Here is a 23,330-nt window from a genome sequence, read left to right as displayed (position 1 = left end):
CGATGCCAGATCCGGAGGCCTCTTTTATTTGGGGGTGTAACTTCGCCGCCGCTGCTAGCCGGCGTAGGGGTCGGCGATGCCGATGTACTGGGTGTAGAGGTATTCCTCGATGCCTTCGAGGCCGCCTTCGCGTCCCAGGCCCGACTGCTTGACGCCGCCGAAGGGTGCGGCCGCGTTGGAGATGACACCGGCGTTCAGGCCGAGCATGCCCGTTTCAAGCTTTTCACCCATCCGGATGCCGCGGTTGATGTCCTTGGTGAACACGTAGGCCACCAGGCCGTATTCGGTGTTGTTCGCCAGCCGCACTGCCTCGTCTTCGCTGCTGAAGGTGATGATCGGGGCAACAGGGCCAAAGATTTCCTCGGAAAGGATACGGCTCCCCTCGGCGACGCCGGACAGGATGGTGGGCTGGTAGAAGTAGCCCGGCCCCTCCACCGGTGCACCGCCCAGGACTGCCTTGGCGCCGGAGGACAGGGCATCGGACACCAGTTCGTGGACCTTGTCACGGCTCTTGGCGTCGATCAGCGGGCCTACCTTGGATTCGGGTTCGGTTCCGCGGGCGGTGGTCATTTCCTTCATCTTCGCGGCGAACTTCCCGGCGAATTCGCCGGCCACGGACTCGTGGACGATGAAGCGGTTGGCCGCCGTGCAGGCCTCGCCCATGTTCCGCAGCTTGGCTGCCATGGCACCGGTGACAGCGGCGTCCAGGTCGGCGTCCTCGAACACCAGGAACGGGGCGTTGCCGCCGAGCTCCATGGAAGTCCGCAGCACGTTTTCGGACGCATCGGCCAGCAGTCGGCGTCCCACTTCGGTGGAGCCGGTGAAGGAGAGCTTGCGCAGCCGGGAGTCCTTAATCAGGGGCCCGGTGGTGGCCCCTGCCGTGGACGTCGGGATGACGTTGAGGACACCGGCCGGGAGGCCGGCTTCCTGCATGACGGCCGCGAACAGCTGGGACGTCAGGGGCGTCAGGTTCGCAGACTTCAACACCATCGTGCAGCCCGCGGCGACGGCCGGGGCGATCTTGCGGGTGGCCATGGCCAGAGGAAAGTTCCACGGTGTGATCAGCAGGCAGGGACCCACCGGCTTCTTGGCCACCAGGAGCCGGGACTTGCCATCGGGTGAGACGGAATAGCGACCAAAGGCGCGGACTGCTTCTTCGGAGAACCAGCGCAGGAACTCGGCGCCGTAGGTCACTTCACCCCGGGCCTCGGCCAGCGGCTTGCCCATTTCCAAAGTCATCAGGAGGGCGAAGTCTTCTGCCCGTTCGGTCACCATGTCGAAGGCACGGCGCAGGATTTCGCCGCGTTCCCGGGGCGGCACCTTCGCCCAGGATTCCTGGGCAGCGGCGGCGGCGTCCAGGGCGGCCGCACCGTCCTCGGGGCCGGCGTCGGCAACGCTCAGCAGCACCTTCCCGGTAGCGGGATCCTCGACGTCGAACGTCTTGCCCGAAGCGGCGTCGCGCCACTCACCATTGATGAGCAGCCCGGTGGGAACCGAGGCCAGCAGGGCGCCTTCACGCTGGGCGTTTATTGACATCGTTCTATCTCCAAGGGTTCAAGGAAGTCGTGGCGGTGTGCCGCCCAACCTTCAGCAGTTTGGTGCGGGCGGCCCGCCAGAACCAGGGTATGAGGGCGTTCAAGGAGTCTGGTGCTCTTGTCCCGGTTGAGGTGGCGTCGGTGCCGACCCGTCCGGTCGACACCGACGCCTAAGGCGGGAACCGGCTAGGCCAGGACGCTGGTCTTGGTACGGATCAGGTCCAGGGCCTGAACGAGGTACCCCTTGAAAACCGGGTAGTTCTCGCTCATCGGGAAGTGCCCGATAGCCTTCATCTCGATGAACTCCGCGCCCGGGATCTGGCTGGCGGTGCGGGCTCCGTCTTCAGGGGTGGTGAGGTAGTCGTATTCGCCGGTCATCATGACCACCGCGCATTTGTCGGTCTGGATTTCGCCCAGTTTGCCGCGCAGGTCGTGGTCCACCGAGTAGAAGTACAGGTCACCCTTGAACGCCTCGGAACCCTGCGTGTAGTAAAACCACGTTTTCCAGCGGTCCGCCTCGGGCGATTGGGGGGCCATGAGATCCCAGGTGCCGCTGCCGCACACTTGAGCGGCGTTGGCGTGCGGGTGCTGCCACCAGTCGAGGTAAAACCCCGGTGAGTAGTCTGCCCCCTCTACGGGGATGACGGCGGCGAACCTCTCCGGGGACCGGTGGGCGAGCTGCAGCGCGATGTTGCCGCCGAAGGAGGATCCCATGAAGATGGGGTCAACCAGTTCCAGTGCATCGACGAGAGCGATGATGAAGTTGGCGTAGTGGTCCGCGCTGAGCTGGTACTCCTCGGTCCACCACTCGGTGTTTTCAGGGGGGTCCGATTTGCCGTGGCGGGGAAGGTCGTAGGCGATGACGCGGTAGTTGGCGGTGATCTCCGGGTCCTCCAGCAGGCCGCGCCACTGATGGTTGTGGGCTCCGGCGGTGTGCTGGCAGACCAGGGGCTGGCCTTGGCCGTTTTCGAGATAGAAAACCTTGTATTCAAGGCCGTCCACGTCGACGGTGACGTAGTGGCCGGTGACGGGGGAAATTTTGCTCATGTCAGTAACTCCTATGGTCTAGACGGGTGCGCCGGTGGAGCGCAGCAGTTCGATCTGGCGGGTGATGCAGCGCAGGTTCTGCATCAGGACCAGGACCTCGCCTTCCAGCTTCATGTCCCGCTGGAAAGTGGCGGCCCAGATGCCGTGGTACATGGGAGCCGGGACGGGCTTGCCGAATTCACCCCAGGTATGGGCGCTGGCCCGGATGGCGAACTGGTAGGGGACCTCAATGGGTCCCGGGTCCACGGAAATCTGGGCGATGGTGCCCGATTCCACCCGGACAACAAACGTGTGCGTCTCCATGTCCAGGAGGTAGGAGCAGGTGAAGTACTTTCCGTGGGCCTGGATTTCCGGGTCCTGGTTGTTGGCCTCAGTGAAGCCCTGAACCCAGGATTCTACGGAAGGGGCACGTGTTGCGACCGTCATGTCATTGTTCCTCTCGTTGGACTCGCGGAGGGTCGGGCTTCTCTGCCCGAGCCTCGAAGCGTGGTTCCTGGAGTGCTCGGCGGCTATCTCCGTTGGCAACCCTTCGCTGTTTCCATTGCAGCCCCCGTAACCCCGACCGGTCCAATACCTGTGCCCTATCCGCCAATAGGCCGAAACTATTGGACCCCGATTGTGGCGGAGCCTACAGTTGAACGATGCAGCAGCCACAGCTAGACCTGCGCGTACTGCAGTACTTCGTCGCCGTTGCGGAAGAACTGCACTTTGGTCGAGCCGCTGCGCGGCTCCATATCGCGCAGCCATCCCTCAGCGTGCAAATACGGAAGCTTGAACACGCCCTGGGCACTCCCCTGCTGCTTCGGACCAGCCGCAGCGTCTCCCTGACCAGTGCCGGGGATGTCCTGATGGGTGAAGCCAAGCGTCTTTTGGCCGCCGCCGAGCGCGCCGTTTCGCTGACGCGTGAGGTGGCCAGCGGAGTGCGGGGCACCCTCATAGTCGGCTTTCAGGCCAACGCGGCTGCCGAACTCACGCCGCGGATCCTCTCCGCTTTCAAGAACAACCACCCGGAAATCCACGTCCAGATGAGGTCGTTTGATTTTGCCGACCCCACAGCGGGGTTGGCCGACGGAAGCGCTGACGTGGCATTTGTGCGGCCGCCCCTGCCGGCGGCCGACTGGCTTGCCATGGAGACACTGTTTATAGAGCCGCGGGTCCTCGTGGTTGCCAGCAGTTCCCGCTTTGCCGGGCTGCCCGAGGTTTCGGTGGAACAGGTCGTTGATGAGCCCTTCGTCGCCCGCAAAGCACCGGACAAGTGGAGGGATTTCTGGCTTGCAACACAGGCCCGCGGCGGGCAGCCGGTCCGCCTGGGCACTCAGGTAGCCACAGTTGACGAATGTTTCGAGGCCATCATGGGTGAGCGGGGCATTGCGTTCACCCAGGCCTCCACCCAGCGTTTTTATGACCGCCCGGGGCTGTCCTTCATCCCAGTCCGGGACGTGCCGCCCTCGCCTCTGTCGATTGCGTGGCGCACTGATGTCAATGACGGGCTGGCACGTGAATTCGTGGAGACCGCCCGTACCTTGGCCTCCTTCGGAGACGTACCCAACCTCGTCGACTCCCGTCGGCCTGCCTCGGTTTCCACTTCGTTCCAGTCCAATTAGCCCCGGTGACGGCTGCAGTTCAGAGCGTTGCGGAGGTAGTCCGCTGTTCGTGAGCTACGTCGCGAGGGCCCCCTCCAACCAGGACCTCAGGACAGGGGCGGGAGCTGCCCCCGCCTGCCTCGCGACGATCTTGCCGTCGACGATGACCATCAGCGTTGGCACCGCCTGAATGGCGAATCTGGCGGAGAGCTGCGGCGAGTGATCCACATCGACCTTGACAAGTTTGATTTGCCCCGCGCGTTCGTGCGCCAACTGGTCCAGCACCGGGCTCACCATCCGGCAGGGTCCGCACCAGACCGCCCAAAAGTCCACCATCACCGGAATGCCGGACCGCTCAGCAATTTCGCCGAAGTCGTCGTCGCCGGCTTCAACTACCCAGGGGAGCTCCCGGTGGCAATTCCCGCAGCGCGGCCGCCCCTCCGCGGCAGCCGGAACGCGGTTGGACTTGCCGCAATGGGGACATTTGATGACAGCCTTGTTCATGGGGTTCCAGCCCCCTCCAGCTCCCTCTCGCTGTAGTCAACCACGAGTTCCCCTCCGGACGCGGTCACCGTGACCACTCCGCCTTCGGCGATACTGCCGCGCAGGAGGGCCCGGCCCACCTCCGTTTCCACCACACGGGAGATAAAGCGGCGCAGCGGTCGCGCCCCGTAGATCGGATCGAAGCCGCGTTCGGCTATCAGTTGGCGTGCCTCCTCGGTCAGGCGCAGCTCGATTTGCTGCTCGGCGAGCCGCTGCCGCAACTGGTGAAACTGCAGGTCAACGATGCGCTCGATTTGCGGCAGTCCCAGGGGTGCGAACAGGACGGTGTCGTCCACGCGGTTGAGGAACTCGGGACGGAAATGGCCCCGGAGCTCCCCCATCACCAGGCTCCGTGCCTGCTCGGTGACCGTTCCGCCCTCAGTGGAACCCTCAAGGAGATATTGGGAACCGATATTAGAGGTCATGATGATCACGGTATTGCGGAAATCAACGGTGCGGCCCTGCGAGTCCGTAACCCTGCCGTCGTCCAGGACCTGCAAGAGGGTGTTGAAGATGTCCGGGTGGGCCTTTTCCACCTCATCGAAAAGCACCACCGAGTACGGCTTGCGGCGCACGGCCTCGGTGAGCTGGCCACCCTCGTCGTAGCCGATATAGCCCGGAGGGGCACCCAATAGCCGGCTCACGGTGTGGCGCTCCTGGTACTCGCTCATGTCCAGCCGGATCATCGCGTTCTCGCTGTCGAAAAGGGCAGCGGCAAGGGCCTTGGCGAGTTCGGTCTTCCCGACGCCGGTCGGCCCCAGGAAGATAAACGAGCCGATGGGCCGACGCGGATCCCGTATACCGGAACGTGCGCGGATGATGGCATCCGTAACCGCACTGATTGCTTCTTCCTGACCGATCACACGGGCGCGCAGGATCTCGTCCAAATGCAGGACTTTCTCACGTTCGCCCTGCTTCAACCGTGCCACCGGTATGCCTGTCCAGGCCGCGACGATGTCGGCGATCTCATCCTCCGTCACCACCTCGCGCAGCAGGCGTTTCTCCCCCTGTTTCGCGGTCAGCCGCTCCTCCTCAGCGGCCAACCGCCGCTCGAGGTCGGCAATCCTGCCGTAACGCAGTTCCGCCGCCCGGTTGAGGTCGTAATTCCGCTCAGCTTCTTCAGCCTCCTGCCGCGCCCGCTCCAGTTCACTGCGGATTTCCTGCAGCTTGTGGATCGCCTGGCGCTCGGATTCCCATTGGGCCCGCTTCGCGTCGGCCTCCGCGCGCAGGTCCGCCAATTCACGCCTCAACTCCTCGAGCCGGGTCTTGCTTGCCGGATCGGTCTCCTTGGAGAGAGCCGCCTCTTCTATCTCAAGCCTTGTGACCCTCCGGGTTAGCTCATCCAGTTCCGCCGGCATCGAATCAATTTCCGTCCGCAGCCGGGCGCACGCCTCATCCACGAGATCGATGGCCTTGTCCGGAAGGAACCGATCAGTGATGTACCGGTGGGAAAGGGTGGCCGCAGCCACGAGAGCACTATCCTGAATCCGTACGCCGTGGAAGACCTCAAGCCGCTCCCGCAGCCCACGAAGAATGGAAATGGCGTCCTCGACGTCGGGTTCCTCAACCAGTACCGGCTGGAAGCGCCGTTCCAGTGCCGGATCCGACTCGATGTGTTTGCGGTATTCATCGAGGGTGGTGGCACCGATCATGTGCAGTTCCCCGCGGGCCAGCATTGGCTTGAGCATGTTCCCGGCGTCCATCGACCCCTCGCTCGCTCCTGCCCCGACGACGGTGTGCAGCTCGTCGACAAAGAGCAGAATCCTTCCCTCCGCCGCCAAGACTTCGGCGAGCACCGCCTTCAGCCGCTCCTCGAATTCGCCGCGGTACTTGGCACCTGCCACGAGTGCGCTCAGGTCAAGCGAGAAGATGGTCTTGTCCTTCAGCCCTTCCGGCACATCCTGGCGGACGATCCGTTGGGCCAGTCCCTCCACAATGGCTGTCTTACCGACGCCTGGCTCCCCGATCAGTACCGGGTTGTTCTTGGTCTTGCGCGATAGGATCTGCACGACCCGCCGGATCTCGGCGTCGCGGCCGATGACCGGATCCAGTTTTCCTGTGCGGGCGTCCGCCACCAGATCGCGGCCGTATTTCTCCAGCGCCTCGTAAGTCTGCTCCGGTGTTGCCGAGGTGACGCGCTGGTTTCCGCGTACCTGGGTCAGGACCGAGAGGAACGCCTCACGGGTGATGCCGTGCTCGGCCAGCACCCTGCCGGCCGGGGTTGACCGGCCTTCCTCCGCCAGCGCGACCAGCAGGTGTTCCACCGAAACGTACTCGTCCTTAAGCCGTTTGGCTTCACGTTCGGCGGCATCCAGGAGTGCGCCCAGCCTACGGCTCACATACACCTGGCCCGGGGCCGCCCCCGGGCCGGTAACCTTCGGCTTGCGCCGCAGCTCCACTTCCACCGCGCTCTTCAGCTCGTCCACGTCCACCTGCATGCCCACGAGCAGCCGGGGAACGAGGCCTCCCTCCTGCTCCAGCAGGGCCAGCAGCAGGTGTTCGCCGTCGGTTTCAGTGTGCCCGTTGCGTTGGGCAATCCGTTGAGCCTCGGCCAAGGCCTCCTGCGACTTTTGCGTCAAACTCTCCATGTTCATCGTGAAGCTGTCCCTTCCACCTGCGTAATTTCAACCAGTCGCCGTTCAAGCGAGTCGACCCGCACCAACAGATCGAGAACCAGCGGTATTGCCGCGTAGTTCAGCGACAGCTCCGAATGAAGTCTCATGACACGGGCTATGAGGTCCGGGGCCCGAGGGCTGAACCAAGGTCCGTCCGGGGCATTGCCCAAGGGCCGGATCAGATCCAGGTCTACGAATCGCATGACGACGTCGGGGTGGACGCCGCTGATGCGTGCCACCGCCTCTAGATTCAGGCGCCACGGATAAGCGAGCGGATATGTTCGGCTCATAGAAGCCCCTCCCTCGGGTGAAAGTCGGAGACGGCGTCAAGCTGCTCGTACAGTTGCCGCACCTTGCTGCTCAGCCGCGGGGGCACCATGATCCGGATTTCCGCGTAGAGGTTCCCCGGCTGGCCCCTCGGGTCGGGCATGCCCTGGCCTCGAAGCCGGAGCCTGCGCCCGCTGGAAGATCCCTCGGGAACGGTGATGGTGACCGGTCCGGCAGGAGCGTTGACTTTGATCTTGGCCCCCAGGGCGGCTTCCGACGGGGTGACGGGAAGGTCGAAGTGGATGTCCCGGCCCTTGAGCCGGTACCTGGGGTCCGGTTGGATGCGTACAGTCAGGAAGAGATCCCCCGGCGGACCCCCTTCACGGCCTGCGGCGCCCTCCCCTGCGAGGCGGATGCGCTGGCCGTCCAGCACGCCGGGAGGTACGTCCACGTCATAATTCCGCGTTTCGCCATCCGGCTGGGCCAGGCGGACCGTGCGCCGTCCGCCACGAATCGCCTCTTCGAGAGTCAGCCGAAGCTCGGCTTCGTGGTCCGCCCCGTGCGCCGGGCCGGTTGCCTGCTGCCTGATCCAGTCGCCGAGCAGGTCCTCCCAATCGACGTCGCCACCCATATCGACGTTGACGTTGCCGTACCCGCTGCGTCCCGGCCTCGGGCCCGGCCTAGGGCCGCCGGCCCCCCAGCGCGGGCCGCCTCGGGCCGGACCGGCACCACTGTATTGTTTGTAATCCGCACCGAAGCGGTCGTACCGCGCCTTCGTTTCGGGATCCGAAAGCGTGCTGTACGCCTCGCCGATTTCCTTGAACCGGTCCGCCGCGTCCGGCTCACGATTGACGTCCGGATGGTATTTTCGCGCCAGCTTGCGGTAGGCGCGCTGGATTTCCTTGGCGTCCGCCGTGCGGGAGAGACCGAGAACGGAGTACGGGTCCTTAGCCATGGTCAGGGTTCACCGCCCGGCTAACAACGACGGCGGCTGGCCTGAGGGTGGTGTCCGGACCACCGTAGCCCGGACGCAGTACGGTCAGCACAGTCCCGGGCGGAGCCTCGTCCGTTTCCGAGACACTGACTACCTCGTGAATCCGTGGATCGAAAGGGACGTTTTCGGCGTCGATCCGCGGATAGCCCAGGCGGGCCAGGGTATCTATGGCTTGGGACCGAATGGAGGCTACGCCGTCAGCGAGGGGATCCCCCTCAGACGGGGCGTGAGCCAAGGCCAGTTCGAGATTGTCCAGGACGGGCAGCCACTCTAACGAGACCGCTGCACGTTCCTGCGCCCTTAGCTGTGCCCCGTCCCGGACGGCGCGCTTTCGAAGGTTGTCCGCGTCGGCCAGCGCGCGGCGCCACAAGTCTTCCATTTTGGCCAGCGCATTGGCGTGGGCGGTCGCCTCGGCTTCCCTCTCATCGCGTGCGGCGGCTTCGGCCTCGCCACCTCCTGGATGGGCCTGTCCAGCCTGCCCCGCCTGGTCGCTCATGGCCGTTCCTAGCCACGGTCGAATTCTGCATCGACGATGTCATCGTCCTCCGCATCGGTGGAGGCGCCGGGCTGAGGCGAGGATCCCTGGCCTGCCCCTGCACTAGCCGAGGATGCCGCCGAGGCAGCCGAGGCAGCCGAGGCCCTTAGCGCCGACTGTAGCTGCTGAAGCTCGGAAATCAGCTCCCTCGCGGTGCCAACATCCGCCTGGTTGCTGACGGCGTCGCGCGCCTGCCCTACCAGCAGCTCCGCCCGGGCCTTGTCGTGTGCCGGGACTGCGTCGCCAAGCTCGTTCACGGCCCGCTCAACGCGGTAGGCGACCGCGTCGAGTTCGTTGAGAGTGTCGATCCGCTCCCGGTTCTGTAGGTCTTCGCTTCGGTGGGAATCGGCCTCGGCAATCATGCGCTCCACTTCCTTGGCGTCAAGGTTGGAGCCTTCGCTGATAGTGATGCCCTGTTCCTTGCCCGTGTCCTTGTCACGCGCGGTGACGTTCAGAATGCCGTTGGCATCGACGTCGAACGTGACCTCGATCTGCGGTTCTCCCCGGGGCGCCGGCCGGATATCGGTCAGCTGGAACCGGCCCAGCACCCGGTTATCCGCCGCCAGTTCCCGCTCCCCCTGCAAGACCACCACGTCCACGGCCGGCTGATTATCGTCAGCTGTGGAGAAAACCTCGCTGCGCCTTGCGGGGATGGTCGTATTGCGCTCAATGATCTTTGTCATTACGCCGCCTCGTGTCTCGACGCCCAGGGAAAGCGGCACAACGTCCAGGAGCAGGACGTCCGAGACCTCGCCCTTAAGCACGCCGGCCTGGATCGCCGCACCGATAGCTACGACCTCGTCCGGATTGACACTCATGTTGGGATCTTTGCCGCCGGTCAAACGCCGGACAAGGTCCTGTATCGCGGGAATGCGGGTGGAGCCACCGACCAGAATTACTTCGTCGATGTCGTTAGCTGTAACCTTGGCGTCCGCCATCGCCTGCTTAACCGGGCCCATGGTGCGTTCCACCAGGTCGTGGGTGATATCTTCAAAAACGGAACGCCGAACGGTGGTCGTCAAATGCTTTGGACCCGTGGCGTCCGCAGTGACGAAGGGAAGGTTGACCTGGGCCTGGGTCACCGAACTCAGCTCTACCTTCGCTTTCTCGGCCGCCTCGAACAGGCGTTGCAACGCCTGCGGGTCCGAGCGCAGGTCGATGCCCTCCTGCTTCTGGAATTCGTCGGCCAGGTAATCAACAAGGCGGCGGTCAAAATCGTCTCCGCCAAGGTGCGTGTCACCTGCCGTGGAGCGAACCTCCACAACTCCGTCCCCCACGTCCAGCAGGCTTACGTCAAAAGTTCCGCCGCCAAGGTCGAAAACCAAAACCGTCTCATGCTGACGTTTATCGATCCCGTAGGCCAGGGCCGCTGCAGTCGGTTCGTTGATGATACGCAGGACTTCGAGCCCGGCAATCCTGCCCGCGTCCTTGGTGGCGGTGCGCTGTGCGTCGTTGAAGTAAGCAGGGACCGTGATGACGGCCTCCGTCACTTTTTCGCCCAGCTGCTTAGCGGCATCGTCCACCAGTTTGCGGAGAACAAGCGCGCTCACCTCTTCGGGTGCTATTTTCTTGCCCTGAACCTGGAAACGCGCCAAGCCGTTGTCATCCGCCACGACGTCGAAGCTCACGGCCTTGGCCTCATCCGTGATCTCGTCGTAGCGCCGGCCGATAAACCGCTTGGCGGACGTAATAGTTCCCTTGGGGTTGAGAATCGCCTGCCGGCGAGCCAGCTGCCCCACCAGCCGTTCCCCGCTGTCCGTATACGCCACAACGGAGGGCGTGGTCCGGGCTCCTTCTGCATTGGGTATGACGCGGGCTTCCCCGCCTTCCCAGACGGCGATCACTGAGTTGGTTGTTCCAAGATCAATTCCTACTGCTTTGGCCATGACTCGCTCCGGTCCTAGTGGGCGCGACCCCGTTACGACGCCGCCCGAGATTCCACCGCATGATTCCACGCCCCTGTCCTTGCCTGGCCGCGAGGCTCGAAGGGCTTTGTCATGGGGCCTTACAGGGTTGAGTCTGCCCGCGGAAGGGAAGGACGGCATGACCCTCGAAGGTCCAAATATCCTCAGGGGAACTGACCTAGCAGGATAGGGTCCGCAGGCGTAGGCTCGAAACCGAGGGATGATTCTGGATCCGCCTCCACACATTTCGCCACACGCATCTCGCCACGAGTCCTTAGCTGCGCACAGAGACTGCAGGTCAACTGAATGTCCGATCGATTAGCGGCCGACGAGATCCTCGGCAAGGCCATACACTCTGTTTCGGCACTGGAATTCTGCCATGTAGCAGCTTCCTATCTTGTGGTGGATGGTCACCTGCTTCCTGGCCCGAATCCGGCGCCGACCGCCCAGGACCACGACATCCGCCCGCTCGAACACCCGGATGCCGAACTTCCCTCCAGAAGCCCGGGCTGGCGGTACGCGCTCTCGACCTTTGGCGACAGTGGAGAACTGAACGGGTGCCTGGTCCTGCATGCCCGCACGGTTCCGAGTCCGGCTCAGATGATCGAGCTGCACGCAATGGCCGGAACATCCGCCCCCGGCGCAGTCGAGGAAGCCCGGGGAGCAAATCAGCAGGAGCGCCTTGGCCCGCTCCCCCATCCGCCCGGTGTTGACGATCGCTTGCGAATCCTGTCTGCAGCGGTGCTGCGGCTCGAAAACCGAACATCGATCCAAAATGCCCTGAATGGCACTCTCACAGCCCCCCTGGGACAAATGAGTTCCCGGGAGTCCCTTCTGGCGGAAGTGCTGTCCGTGCTGACGGGACGTCCGGTCTGCACTGAGGACGGATTCGGCAATATCCGCGCCGCGGCCGGTACCAAATCCGGCCGCCCCTACCCTCGGCCCAGCGCGGCTGACAGGTCGCGGACGGCGCAACTCTGGCTCGCCTTCGGATTGCCGGTCCAGGAACCCCAGGGACTCGTGGCGCTGGTTTTGCCGGACAGGGACGTGCTGGGGGCAATGTGCTTGCTCGAGAACGGCAGGCCGTACACGGCCGAGGACATCTTCGCCTTGGAGTATGGAACGCGGCTGTTGCAGGTGGAGTTGGCGCACCGCCGCAGCATTGCCCAGCTGGAACTGAAACTGGGGCGCGACCTGGTGTATGAACTGGTGTCAGGCATGGATGAAGAAGCCGCGGCCGCGCGTGCCGGGGCGTTGGGATACGACATCACGGGCCCGCATCACGTGGTCGTCGCCCAGTGGCAACCGCCAAGGACGGACGACTCGATCGTGATCGCCCTGCGCAGGGCGCTGCGCGAACTCCAAACCCCTGCGCTCGTTTCACGGCGTTCAGACGTAGCACTGGCCGTGGTCTCCGGTGATCCGCTCAATACCGAGCTCTTTAACGTTGCGGCAAGGACTCTGCGCAGCGCCACCGGGGCCATGGGCATCGGAGGTCCGAGCCGCGATGTCAGCCAACTTCCCCGCTCCTACGCCGAGGCCATGCGTGCGCTGCACATCCGGGTCCACTCCATCGACCAGTACGGGCTCACGCGCTACGACCAGCTGGGGATCTACCGCATCCTTGACATGCCCGGCAGCGAAACAGACCTCTCCGGCTACATCGAGGAGTGGCTGGGTGCGCTGCAGTACAACGATGCCCGCCGGGGATCCGACCTGGTACGCACCCTGGCGCAATACCTGGACCATGGCGGCAACTACGACGACACAGCCGACAGCCTCGCGATTCACCGGAGCACGCTCAGGTACCGGCTCAAGTCCATCCGGCAGATCACCGGTTTTGACCTTGCCGACCCCGAAACCCGCCTCAATCTGCACGTCGCCACCCGCGCCTGGCGCCTACGTCCCCACGGACGCCCGGAAGCATCGCACGGTTCAGACCAAACGCGGCACGGAAGCACGCAGCTGCCTCGGATTGACCTGGGGGACCCAAAACCGGACGGTTTTTAGGCGTCCCGGGGCCATGCGGGCGCGGTGACGGCGGAGGAAACTCGGACTGGTACATGTCGCCACCGACACCCGCAGAAGGCAACTGGAATCCAAAATGAGTATGAGCAGACCAACGACCGGCGAGGGCGATGCCCCGCTCCCGTCGCCACTACGCAGGAGGACGTGGCCCGCCACTCTCGGCGCCGGATTACTCATAGTCGGGTCAGCGTGCACCGGCTCACCAGCCGCTCCAACATCGCAATCCCCCAGCAGTGGAGATTCCAGCGGCGGAGGGGATCTTTCAGCCGTTCCCGCGATCGTCAGAGAAGTTGAGCCCTCTGTGGTCACGATCCAGACATCCGGCGGCATCGGCAGCGGAGTGGTCTACCGCAGCGACGGCACCATCGTCACGGACGCCCACGTTGTGGAGGACCAGCAAAAGGCGCCGTTCAAGAGCATCAGCATCCACTTCGCGGACGGATCTCAGGCGGCGGCCACCGTCGTCGGAGTTGACAACCCAACCGATGTGGCAGTGGTGAAAGCCGACCGTGGCAACCTTCCGGCCGCCAAGTTCTCGACGGCACTACCCGAAGTTGGGCAACTGGCAGTTGTTATTGGCAGTCCGCTGGGGCTGGAGCAGACCGTCACGGCCGGCATCGTTTCTGCACTTCACCGCAATATGCCACCGTCAGAGGGATCGCCGCAGGGGCTTATCGACCTCATCCAGACGGACGCGCCCATCTCCCCGGGCAATTCGGGTGGAGCAGTGGTCAACAGCAATTCCGAGATCATCGGGCTCTCGGAAGCCTATTTGCCACCCAGCTCAGGGGCCGTGTCGATCGGGTTCGTCACTCCCGCGGCGACCGTGACCGACGTGGCGGACCAGATACTGAAGAGCGGTGTGGCCTCGCACGCTGTCCTTGGGATTGTTCCCACCGACATCTCTCCTGAGGTCGCAAGCCGCTTTGGCCTTCCCAGAACGTCTGGCGCGCTGGTCATCGAAGTTGTCCAGGGAGGACCGGCGGCCAAAGCGGGGCTGCAGCCAGGAGACATCATCACCCAGTTCGACGGGCAGAAGATCGACAGTGTGACCGACCTTCTGGCCGCCCTACGCAAAAAAGACCCGGGACAGCAGTCCGATGTCGAGTTCCAGCGCGGGAAAGACACAAAGACCGTGAAAGCCACTTTGGGGAGTACAGGAAAGGAATAGCGCTGTTCGTACAGCCCGACGATCAAAGTCACGAATAACCCATTTCCAGGAACAGAGGTCTGGCCATGTCTGACGCATTCACGAAAGAATTGCATAAGGGATCAGGAAACACGTTGATTATCAGGGGCATCGCAGCCGTCCTGTTCGGCATTTTGGTTGTCGTCTGGCCCGGCGTCTCCATACTCGCACTGGTGATCCTCTTTGGAATATACGCATTCATTGACGGCATCACGAACATCGTGCACTACGTCAGGCACAAGGGGCGCCGGTCCGCTTGGCAAATAGTGGGCGGGGTCATTTCCGTGCTCGCGGGTCTCGCCGCCTTCTTCTGGCCGGGCATCACCGCCCTTTCGCTGGCGCTCGTCATCGGCGCGTGGGCCGTCATTCTCGGTGTCTCCCAGATAGCACAGGCCTTCGAAGTAAAAAAGACCGACGAACAATGGTGGCTCTGGCTGATCACAGGCATCGTCACCACTCTCTTCGGCCTCTTCCTGGTCATTCTTCCCGGCCCAGGCATACTTGGTCTCCTGGGGCTGCTCGCTTCCTTCGCGATTCTGTTCGGAATACTTCTGATTGCCACCGGAATTGACCTGCGGAGGAGGGGTGAAAACCCCATTGGAAAGCTCGCTGCGGGCTAGAAGAATTCCCACGTCAAGTTTCACTACTTGGGCGCTTACGCCAGCGGATTACATTCCGGAACAACGACGACGGCCCAAGCGTCCCGCCGTCGGGTTACCTGCCCCGCGCGGGTCTGCCCAACACATCACTTCGCTGGCAAATCAATGAGCCGGGTACATTGCCCGGTGCCCGGCTGCCCGCGCTGGTCCGGTGTTTTCAATTCCGCCGCACAATGCCGGCGGCACACTCAGTGCGGGCTTTTCCGGAGGCCGATTTCACGGCCGGAGCGAGGTAGGAGCCAACATGATTCCTGGAATTCGTGATCCGCATCTCGGACAGATCCGTCCGGTTCGCGTGCGCACACCGCAGGGCTGCGAGGAATGCCTGGCTTTAGGCACTCCCTGGGTGCACCTGCGTTTGTGCCTGACCTGCGGCCACGTGGGGTGTTGTGATTCCTCACCCATGCGGCACGCCCGGGCTCACGCCACTGAATTGCATCCAATCGTTCGTTCCCTGGAGCCCGGCGAAGACTGGCGCTGGTGCTATCCCCATGAGGCATTTGTCTAGGACGCGGAAAGGTGGAGCCGACTGATGGAACCTGTCACAGACACGACTCTGATTGAAACACCGGATATCTCCGGCGCCTATCCACGGCTCAGCCAGGCCCAGATCGAATTGCTTAGCCGTGCCGGCACCAGACGGGATACCTCCGCCGGGGAAGTCCTCATATACGAGGGACACATCGACGCTGACTTCTTCGTGATTCTGCAGGGTAAGGTACTGGTCGTGGAGGGGCTGCACGCCGACGGTGAAGGACAGCCTGCTGGGCCGGGCCGCGGGACGCGGATACTCGAAGTTCACGGTCCCGGACGTTTCCTCGGGGAGCTGGGCCTGGTCGAGGGGCAGCCGGCCTTTGTCAGCGCAGTGGTAGCCGAGGCGGGAGAAGTGCTCCACATCAGCGGAGACGATCTGCGCCGCATGGTTTTAACGGACGCCACGGTGGGAGAGACCATCCTGCGGGCATACCTTCAGCGCCGGATCCTCCTGATCAGCGCAGGCGCGGGCATCCGCATCGTCGGGTCCCGTTTCAGCCGTGACACCCTTCGGCTGCTTGATTTTGCAGCAGCCAACCGCCTGCCCCACCGCCTGGTCGATCTGGAGGATGACGAGCAGGCACAGGCGATCCTGGACCGGGCTGGAATCCTTGCCAGTGACCTGCCGGCGGTGGTGCTGAACGCTTCGCATGTCCTAAAGAACCCGTCCAACGCGGAGCTGGCCCTTGCCTTGGGCCTGCGGGCGGTGAAGGAGCATTCTGCCTCGTACGACCTTATGGTGATTGGGGCCGGTCCGGCCGGTCTGGCGGCCGCCGTGTACGCGGCGTCCGACGGCTTGTCGGTGGTCCTCAAGGAAGGGCATGCGATAGGTGGGCAAGCCGGCACGTCACCACGGATTGAGAACTTTCTCGGCTTTCCCTCCGGAATCTCGGGTGGGGAACTCACTGAAAGGGCGATCATGCAGGCCCGAAAGTTCAAAGTCCAGGTCAACGTCGGCTGCCAGGCACACTCCATCACATTGCGGGACGGTGAATTTCGTGCCGAGTTCGACGAGAGCGGTCCTGCTTCATCACGTGCCGCGCTCCTCGCCACCGGGGTTCACTACCGCCGCCTGCCAGTCCCCCGGCTGGAGGAATACGAGGGAATCAGCGTCTTCTACGCCGCCACTGTCCATGAGGCCAGGCTCTGTGGAACCCATCCCGTGGCCGTCGTCGGTGGCGGGAACTCCGCCGGCCAGGCCGCCCTTTTCCTGTCTGGTATGGGAACACAGGTGCGGCTGGTGGTGCGCGGGGAAGACCTCCGGGCGGACATGTCAGGGTACCTCGCGGATCGAATCGAGGAGCACCCCGGCGTAGAGGTACTGCTGGGGGCGAATATCGTGGGCCTGGTTGGTTCAGACACCCTCGAACGTATCGTCGTAGATCTGAATGCCACGGGCGAACAACGGAGTTTCCCCTCGCGATACCTCTTCATTTTCATTGGAGCCAAGCCGCACACAGAATGGCTGCAGGATACCCTGGCCCTGGATGACCACGGCTTTGTTCTCACCGGGGCTGACCTCGAAGACCTTCCTGCCGGGTTCAGCCATCTGGGCCGCAGGCGGCTGCCCCTGGAAACCAGCGTGCCTGGCATGTTCGTGGCCGGCGATGTCCGGCATGGATCGGTGAAACGCGTAACGGCGGCCGCTGGTGAAGGCTCAACAGCAGTGGCAATGATCCACGAGCACCTGCGCCTCCTCCGGGATGGACCGTCCGGGGCGCGTCAGTGAAGGACAGCGCGGCCCGGCCTTGACCGGCCGCATAGTTCACGACGGCCGCATTCATTTTTGCCGGTCGAAGACCATAGACACATTGAACCGTAGGAGGCCGGGGTGCCAGAAAATCCAGGTGACGCGCCCTCTTCCGGTGACCGCAAGTTGGGGGTGCTCGCAGAGCCCGAGGTCACCGCCGAGTTTGCCGAGCGTAACGGCCGCGAAGTGGGCCATCTGCTCAACCTTGCCGACGAACGCCACAACTGGTCCGTTGTGATCGAGTACCGGGACTTCACGGCTGGCAATGGGTTGACGCCGATGTTGGACTCTTTGGTGAAACACCGGGTCCGCCGTTCATGGGATGTCATGGTCTGCCTGACCGATCTTCCGATTCGTCTTGACGGCCGGACTGTGGTCGCGGAAGTGGCGCTTGGGGAACCGATCTCCCTGGTTTCTTTGCCCGCGCTCGGCGCCGTCAACATCGACCGCCGGGTCCGCGCTGCCGTCACCGACCTCGGCTGGGCGATGCATCGCCACTTCGATCCCGAGGATGACGCCGGGGAGTTCGGTCCACCCTCGCTACACCAATCGCGGCGCGTTGAGACCGCGGTTCTTGACGAGGGGCCGATTGGGTTCCGCTACCTGTCAGCAACCCGTCTAGGGCGGGGACGGTTGCTGGCAGGCATGCTGCGGGCGAACCGTCCCTGGCGGCTGGTCTTCGGATTGAGGAGCGCAATGGCCGCAGCGATCGCCACAGGCGCCTTTGCACTTGTCACGGACACCATCTGGCAACTCGCGGACCTGCTGGGGGCGCCGAGATTGACGCTACTGACGGTCCTTTCGATCAGTACGATGGTGTTCTGGATCATCACCCAGCACGATCTATGGGAAAGCGCGCGTCGAGACGGTCTCCTCGAGAGATACAAGGCTTCCCTCTACAACACCTCTACGGTGTGGTCGTTGACGATCGGCGTCGTTATCAGTTACGTCCTGCTATTCGTCGCCGTGCTGCTGGCCGCGGCCTTCACCATCGACGACGGCCTGTTGGCGCAGACCCTGCAACACCCAGTGTCCGTTTGGGACTTCGCGGAAGTCGCTTGGATGACGACATCGGCGGCGCTCATCGGTGGTGCGTTGGGCTCGGGATTCGAGTCAAAGGATGACATCCTACGGGCGGCGTACGGCCAACGGGAACGTCATCGTCGCCAGTCTGCCGACGAAAGCGAATAGCCGGCCCGGCCCTCATGCGGGCTGGGGAGCGGTTCCGGTGGCCTTCAGGAGCATTTCCGCTGGGTGTATTCAGACGTGATTCAGCACCCTGGGCGGCTCATGCCTGTCTTTGGTCTACAGACCTCGGAGGAAGGTGGGCCGGTGCTCGAACCCGTGGCTGGTGAGGCCGTAAAAAACGGGCAGGATCACGAAAATCACCGATGCCACCAGCGGATGGACCACGACACCTACCGTTCCCGCCGCGAGGTACAGCACGACGCCGGCCACAGCACGCGGCCGCTCGCGTGCGAAGTAGTAATCCTCCACCTCCTCCTCGGTGAGCTCGGGATGCCGCGCCAGGTGCGAAAAGAACACCCACCATGACAGGCACAGCAGTGCCCCGATGATCGCATACAGCGCGACGGCGACCCGTTCGTCGGTCAGGTTTCCCGTCTTGGCTGTATCGATGATCACCGCTGTGGGCCAAGGTAGGAGCGCGAGCGTCGCGAGGATTCCCAGGTTGGCCCAGTGCAGGCCGATGTCCATCTCCCGGATTCGGGTGAAGGCGGATTTGTGGTTGAGCCAAATTACGGCGAGGTAGATGTAGGAGGCCGCGTACGCCAGGTATGTCGGCCATTGACCCAGCAATCCCGCCAGCAACCCCCCGGGCTCGGTCTCTGGCGGCTGGAGTTCAAGTACCAGGAGCGTGATGACGATCGCGATAACGGCGTCGCTGAACGCCTCGGCACGGCTGGTGTCTGAACGTGTCACCCTCTGCTCCTATGCCTGGGCATCAGTTGGCCCTCCTGCCCGGCGCTTTTGCTGCCGGGCGACCTCTGATGAAAGCAGTTACCGAATATCGCTCCAGAGCCACGGGCTACAGATGTGCGGAAGCAGCATGGTGCGGCTGTGACGGCGGGGAGGCCTTTATCCGTCTTCGCCGGGCAGCTTGTACGCGAGCACGTCGACGTTCTGTATGTTCGGTTCCGCGCTGAACAGCTCTGCTCCCTGAGCAGCAAGTGCTTGCCCGACACCTCCTGCCAGATGGGTCCGGCGGGCCTCGTCGTCCGGAAACACGTCGAAGACCCCGAAAGTCGATTCGTCGAACTGGAGGGCGAACCAGGCGCGCGTGCCCTGCTCCTGTTCGACCACCGCGCGTGCGCTGCGGAGGAAATCCGCGACGTCCTTCTCCTTGCCGGGCTTGGCCTTCAAAATCACCGACAACGCAACCTCAATCATGCCCCCTCACCCGGCCCGATTTGGCGGATTCCGTACTGCACGACAGTTTTCATGGCGGGCCTCCTTGGAGCGGTACTGCGGGTGGGATGGTGCGGACCGAGCTTGGCCTCGTGGCACCTCCTCAACCTGTCGAGGGAGCGGCGCGACGCACTGCCCAGTCTCCCAGTGATTGTCGGCCACCACAAGGGACCGCGTTGACTCATCAAAGATGCCCGCGTAGCGGTATTCGAGGAATCATCTGAGAATGCCCGCGTAGCGGCGTGTCCGCCGGGTTGGTGTCCGCCGCTTCGGCAGTGTGAGCCATGGAGCTTTCGATGAGTGAACGCAGGGCTGTCACCAAGGCGGTTGCCACCCGTTATGCCCGCTCGGACCGGGCGGGTAAGAAGCAGGTGCTCGACGAGTTGTGCGCGACGACGGGCTGGCACCGGGACCATGCCCGGAAAGCGTTGCGGCTGGCGCTGGTGCTGAAGCCGGTCCGGCCCCGGACTCCGCGGGCTCCGCTATACGGGGAGTCGGTGATCGACTCGCTTCGGTTCTGCTGGGCGGTACAGGGTACCCCGTGCGGGCGATTGCTCGCGGCCGCGCTGCCGGACCTGGTGCCACGCCTGCGCCGGTTCAAGGAGCTGCAGATCGACGACACCACGGCGGCGCAGTTGCTCCGCATCGCACCGGCGACAATTGACCGCCGGCTCAAGCCTGGCAGGGCAAAACTCAATCCCCGGGGCCGATCCCACACCAAGCCGGGGACCCTGCTGAAAGACTCCATCCCGATGCGGACCTGGGCCGAATGGAACGACGCGGTGCCGGGCTTCGTCGAGATAGATCTGGTCGGCCACGAGGGTGGCAACAGCAGGGGCGAATTCTGCTTTACCTTGGATATTACCGACATCGCCACCGGCTGGACCGAAACGCGCTCGGTCAGGAACAAGGCCCAGAAATGGGTCTTTGCCGCCATCAAAGACGCGACCGCCGCGTTCCCGTTCCCGATCCTCGGCATCGATTCCGATAACGGCTCGGAGTTCATCAACTGGGAGCTGCTGGCCTGGTGCGAGCAGGAGAACCTGACATTCACCCGGTCTCGATCCGGGAACAAGAACGACGGCGCGCATGTGGAACAGAAGAACTGGCACATCGTCCGTCAGACCGTCGGCTACCACCGCTACGACACTGCCGCCGAGCTCGAACTGCTGAACCGGATCTGGGCGCTCCAGCGGCTGCTGACGAATCATTTCGGGCCGCAGCAGAAGCTCCTGGCGAAGGTCCGGACCGGCGCGAAGATCAGCAAGACATACGACCGGCCCGCGACCCCGTTCCAACGCGTTCTGGCCGACACCGGCACCGTCTCCCGGGAGGTGAAGACTCGACTACGGCGGGAAAACAGACCCCTGAACCCGGCCGCCATCCAACGTCAGATCCAGGCACTTAGCGCCGAACTGCTAACCCTGACCACCGCGAAACAGAGCACCAAACCCCAACCCGTCATCCGGGCAAAACCCAATGATTCCACGAACCAACCTAGGCGGGCATCTTGACATGATTCCCCGGGGGGACGATTCCTTTTGCCAACGCACTGGATGCAGGCGGCAGTGCCGAGGCACGGCGTCTGGTGGGCAGGTGCTTTTGTTACAGGCCTCACGGTGGGTCGCATCATGGAGATGGGTGGCCACATCTTCCACGTGCGCGAAGGCTGCGCGCCCTCGAGGCCGTTCATTCCGCGCTGGGGCCGGAGAGTCACTGCCGTGCCCGTACAAACTATGTAAGGGACGCGGTGCGTAGCGAACCCGAACGGGCCAGCAAAAAGCCGGGTACACAGGATGTCACTGTGTACCCGGCCTGGGTCCGGAGCTGCCGCTGCCGGCGACGGCTTACGCCGCCAATGGCATCGCCTCACGGCCTGCCTCGACGACGAGCGACTGCCCGTCGACCGAGACGGCCACCAGGTCGCCGGACTGGAGGTCCGACGCCACAAAGAGATCCGCAATCCGGTCGTCCAGCTCACGCTGTATCACGCGGCGCATGGGCCGGGCTCCGTATTCGGGCTCGTAGCCATGTTCGGCGATCCAGTCGACGGCCGCTTCGCTGACCTTCAGGGCGATGCCCTGTGACTGCAGGCGGGTTTCCGTCTGGTTCAGCATCAGCCGGACGATCCGGCGCAGCTGCGCCTGGTCCAGCTTGCGGAACAGGACGATCTCGTCGATGCGGTTGAGGAACTCCGGCCGCATAGTCTCCCGCAGCCGGCCCAGCACCCGGTCCCGCAGCGCCTTCTCCGAGCCGTAGCCGTTGGCCTCGTCGGCCTTGGATACAAAGCCCATGGCGCCGCCCTTGCTGGCCAGGAACTCCGAGCCGAGATTGGAGGTCATGATGATCACGGTGTTGCGGAAGTCGACTCCGCGGCCCTGTCCGTCGGTCAGCCGCCCGTCGTCGAGCACTTGGAGGAGCAGGTTGAACACGTCCGGGTGGGCCTTCTCCACTTCATCAAGCAGCACAACGGAGTACGGGTTACGACGGACGCGTTCCGTCAGCTGCCCGGCCTCGCCATAACCGACATAGCCCGGAGGGGCTCCGACCAGCCGGCTTTGAAATGTTAGATTAGAATCCTCCGGCAGCGGAGAGCTACTCGGAGGCTCCAGCTGCAAGCCCTGAAACGGCAGCAGCGGTATCACGGGAGGTTTCAGATGCCGTTGTCAGATAAAGAGCAGAAACTCCTGGACGAGCTGGAACTGGACCTGGTGACCAAGGACCCGCATCTGGCCAAGGAACTATCCACCGGTCTGATCGAAAGCCCGTTCGGGGCCACGTCATACTTCGCCGCGGTGGCCTGCCTGACCGGCGTTGTCCTGCTCATCACGGCCATTGCATGCCAAGCCGTCGAAGTAGGTGTCATGGGCTTGCTGCTGATAGGAACAGCTGCCTATTTCTTCGTGGGGGATGAACCTGATCTGCCTGATCACCTGTTGCCCCTACTCTGATCAACACACCGGGAAAGGCAGTGGACGCTGTTTCCTTAGTGGGACCGTCGGTAGTAGAAGGCAGTACTTAGTGGGACCGTCGGTAGTAGAAGGCAGTACAGAGAAAAGAGGCTCCATAATGGGCACACCAAGCATGGACAACACGCGGATGCACAGTGAGGCTCCGGCTGAAGGAGATAATTCCCGGGATTTTCCCGAGATACGCTCCCACTCCCAGGACCCGGCCGAAGGCGCTGACCAGTTCCCTGAACCATCAGACCTCGAGCCGCATCCAGCCGCTTCTGCCGTGTTATTCGGCCCAGCACTTCCCTCAGCCACGAGGCAAGCCATGGCGGGAATATTCGAGCTCTTGGTAACAGGCCCCGGGGATTTTAGATTCAGGTTGCTCTCCCCCGCCGGGGATGTCCTAGCCGTGTCAGGAGCGTTTTCGGATAAGAATGCAGCAATCGCCGCCATCCATAATGCCCGGCAGTGCGCAGCAACTGCCCTCTTCAGGGACCACACAAGTGCGCGTCCGCTATCAGCAGGTCCGGCCAGACAGACCCAACAGGGCCCCTCCAGATGGTTCGGATGACTCAGTCAGAGGCGAAGCTGAAACACCCAGCATGACGAGCTATCCCTCACGCATCGGCTGCAGGGGTGTGTTAGCGGCCATGAAAAACTGCCCATAGGCGGCCACGAAAGTGCCCGCTGGCGGCCAGCAGAACTGCCCGCCGGTGGCCATGAGATCTGCCCACTTCCTTACTTGTTCCTGCCGCGTCTTTAAGCG

At 63.5% G+C, this 23,330-nt stretch carries 21 protein-coding genes and 1 pseudogene; 10 read left to right on the top strand and 12 right to left on the bottom strand.

The features are described 5' to 3' along the window. Positions 1 to 54: 54 nt before the first annotated feature. The 3 genes from LFT49_RS09330 to LFT49_RS09320 all read right to left on the bottom strand — a co-directional run bounded on the left by LFT49_RS09330 (position 55) and on the right by LFT49_RS09320 (position 3,008). Positions 55 to 1,536, bottom strand: a complete 1,482-nt coding sequence (locus LFT49_RS09330) for an NAD-dependent succinate-semialdehyde dehydrogenase (RefSeq protein ID WP_237430311.1) — start codon at positions 1,534 to 1,536, stop codon at positions 55 to 57. Positions 1,537 to 1,721: 185 nt separating this feature from the next. Then, the gene (locus tag LFT49_RS09325; protein WP_236802390.1) at positions 1,722 to 2,582 is read right to left on the bottom strand and encodes an alpha/beta fold hydrolase; all 861 of its coding nucleotides are present in this window, start codon (positions 2,580 to 2,582) and stop codon (positions 1,722 to 1,724) included. A gap of 18 nt (positions 2,583 to 2,600) precedes the next feature. Then, positions 2,601 to 3,008, bottom strand: coding sequence for a hypothetical protein (locus tag LFT49_RS09320; protein WP_237430310.1), 408 nt, complete (start codon positions 3,006 to 3,008; stop codon positions 2,601 to 2,603). 215 nt (positions 3,009 to 3,223) lie between these two features. Between LFT49_RS09320 and LFT49_RS09315 the strand changes: the two genes are divergently transcribed. After that, positions 3,224 to 4,186 (top strand): LysR family transcriptional regulator, encoded by a 963-nt coding sequence (locus LFT49_RS09315; protein ID WP_237430309.1) that lies wholly within the window; start codon positions 3,224 to 3,226, stop codon positions 4,184 to 4,186. A gap of 54 nt (positions 4,187 to 4,240) precedes the next feature. Here LFT49_RS09315 and trxA read toward each other — a convergent pair whose 3' ends face one another. The 6 genes from trxA to dnaK form a co-directional block, all read right to left on the bottom strand. Next, positions 4,241 to 4,669, bottom strand: coding sequence for a thioredoxin (gene trxA / locus LFT49_RS09310; RefSeq protein WP_237430308.1), 429 nt, complete (start codon positions 4,667 to 4,669; stop codon positions 4,241 to 4,243). Continuing rightward, positions 4,666 to 7,302: an ATP-dependent chaperone ClpB gene (gene clpB / locus LFT49_RS09305; protein WP_237430307.1), complete on the bottom strand. Its 2,637-nt coding sequence runs from the start codon at positions 7,300 to 7,302 to the stop codon at positions 4,666 to 4,668. The genes trxA and clpB overlap by 4 nt, the downstream gene beginning before the upstream one ends. Next, positions 7,299 to 7,526: a chaperone modulator CbpM gene (locus LFT49_RS09300; RefSeq protein ID WP_236802843.1), complete on the bottom strand. Its 228-nt coding sequence runs from the start codon at positions 7,524 to 7,526 to the stop codon at positions 7,299 to 7,301. The genes clpB and LFT49_RS09300 overlap by 4 nt, the downstream gene beginning before the upstream one ends. Positions 7,527 to 7,609: 83 nt before the next feature. After that, positions 7,610 to 8,545 (bottom strand): DnaJ C-terminal domain-containing protein, encoded by a 936-nt coding sequence (locus LFT49_RS09295; RefSeq protein ID WP_237430306.1) that lies wholly within the window; start codon positions 8,543 to 8,545, stop codon positions 7,610 to 7,612. After that, positions 8,538 to 9,080, bottom strand: a complete 543-nt coding sequence (locus LFT49_RS09290; protein WP_237430305.1) for a nucleotide exchange factor GrpE — start codon at positions 9,078 to 9,080, stop codon at positions 8,538 to 8,540. Before LFT49_RS09290 ends, LFT49_RS09295 begins: the two co-directional genes overlap by 8 nt. A gap of 8 nt (positions 9,081 to 9,088) precedes the next feature. Beyond that, a complete protein-coding gene (dnaK, locus tag LFT49_RS09285; RefSeq protein WP_237430304.1) occupies positions 9,089 to 11,005 on the bottom strand; it encodes a molecular chaperone DnaK in 1,917 nt (638 codons plus the stop codon). Between the two features lie 324 nt (positions 11,006 to 11,329). On the opposite strand from dnaK, the gene LFT49_RS09280 reads away from it, so the two are divergent. The 6 genes from LFT49_RS09280 to LFT49_RS09255 all read left to right on the top strand — a co-directional run bounded on the left by LFT49_RS09280 (position 11,330) and on the right by LFT49_RS09255 (position 18,374). Next, positions 11,330 to 13,033, top strand: a complete 1,704-nt coding sequence (locus LFT49_RS09280) for a PucR family transcriptional regulator (protein ID WP_237430303.1) — start codon at positions 11,330 to 11,332, stop codon at positions 13,031 to 13,033. A 319-nt stretch (positions 13,034 to 13,352) separates the two neighbouring features. After that, positions 13,353 to 14,222 (top strand): S1C family serine protease, encoded by an 870-nt coding sequence (locus LFT49_RS09275; protein ID WP_237430302.1) that lies wholly within the window; start codon positions 13,353 to 13,355, stop codon positions 14,220 to 14,222. Positions 14,223 to 14,287: 65 nt separating this feature from the next. Beyond that, entirely contained in the window at positions 14,288 to 14,860 is a 573-nt protein-coding gene (locus tag LFT49_RS09270) for an HdeD family acid-resistance protein (RefSeq protein ID WP_236802371.1), read from the top strand. 283 nt (positions 14,861 to 15,143) lie between these two features. Further along, positions 15,144 to 15,407, top strand: a complete 264-nt coding sequence (locus LFT49_RS09265; RefSeq protein WP_237430301.1) for a UBP-type zinc finger domain-containing protein — start codon at positions 15,144 to 15,146, stop codon at positions 15,405 to 15,407. A gap of 24 nt (positions 15,408 to 15,431) precedes the next feature. Then, positions 15,432 to 17,162 carry an FAD-dependent oxidoreductase gene (locus tag LFT49_RS09260; RefSeq protein ID WP_237430300.1) on the top strand — a complete coding sequence of 577 codons (1,731 nt, stop codon included), beginning with the start codon at positions 15,432 to 15,434 and terminating at the stop codon, positions 17,160 to 17,162. 102 nt (positions 17,163 to 17,264) lie between these two features. After that, positions 17,265 to 18,374, top strand: coding sequence for a hypothetical protein (locus LFT49_RS09255; RefSeq protein WP_237430299.1), 1,110 nt, complete (start codon positions 17,265 to 17,267; stop codon positions 18,372 to 18,374). Positions 18,375 to 18,488: 114 nt separating this feature from the next. Here LFT49_RS09255 and LFT49_RS09250 read toward each other — a convergent pair whose 3' ends face one another. Both LFT49_RS09250 and LFT49_RS09245 read right to left on the bottom strand, forming a co-directional pair. Further along, positions 18,489 to 19,124 (bottom strand): TMEM175 family protein, encoded by a 636-nt coding sequence (locus tag LFT49_RS09250; RefSeq protein ID WP_237430298.1) that lies wholly within the window; start codon positions 19,122 to 19,124, stop codon positions 18,489 to 18,491. Between the two features lie 156 nt (positions 19,125 to 19,280). Beyond that, on the bottom strand, positions 19,281 to 19,592 hold the full coding sequence (locus tag LFT49_RS09245; RefSeq protein ID WP_236802361.1) for a putative quinol monooxygenase: 312 nt from the start codon (positions 19,590 to 19,592) through the stop codon (positions 19,281 to 19,283). 314 nt (positions 19,593 to 19,906) lie between these two features. Between LFT49_RS09245 and LFT49_RS09240 the strand changes: the two genes are divergently transcribed. Beyond that, complete coding sequence (locus LFT49_RS09240) at positions 19,907 to 21,124, top strand: integrase catalytic domain-containing protein (RefSeq protein WP_237430297.1); 1,218 nt, start codon at positions 19,907 to 19,909, stop codon at positions 21,122 to 21,124. Between the two features lie 333 nt (positions 21,125 to 21,457). On the opposite strand, the pseudogene LFT49_RS09235 reads toward LFT49_RS09240, so the two are convergent. Next, positions 21,458 to 22,168: pseudogene (locus LFT49_RS09235) on the bottom strand (AAA family ATPase); the annotation flags it as partial. A gap of 99 nt (positions 22,169 to 22,267) precedes the next feature. On the opposite strand from LFT49_RS09235, the gene LFT49_RS09230 reads away from it, so the two are divergent. Both LFT49_RS09230 and LFT49_RS22685 read left to right on the top strand, forming a co-directional pair. Continuing rightward, positions 22,268 to 22,561: a DUF3040 domain-containing protein gene (locus LFT49_RS09230; RefSeq protein ID WP_236821839.1), complete on the top strand. Its 294-nt coding sequence runs from the start codon at positions 22,268 to 22,270 to the stop codon at positions 22,559 to 22,561. After that, positions 22,521 to 23,135, top strand: coding sequence for a DUF1508 domain-containing protein (locus tag LFT49_RS22685; protein ID WP_336885551.1), 615 nt, complete (start codon positions 22,521 to 22,523; stop codon positions 23,133 to 23,135). Before LFT49_RS09230 ends, LFT49_RS22685 begins: the two co-directional genes overlap by 41 nt. Positions 23,136 to 23,330: the final 195 nt, after the last annotated feature.

The organism is Arthrobacter sp. FW306-06-A (assembly GCF_021870055.1).
GTDB lineage: Bacteria > Actinomycetota > Actinomycetes > Actinomycetales > Micrococcaceae > Arthrobacter.
Note: the sequence above shows the minus strand (reverse complement) of the source record. Positions and strands in the feature narration are given on the sequence as shown.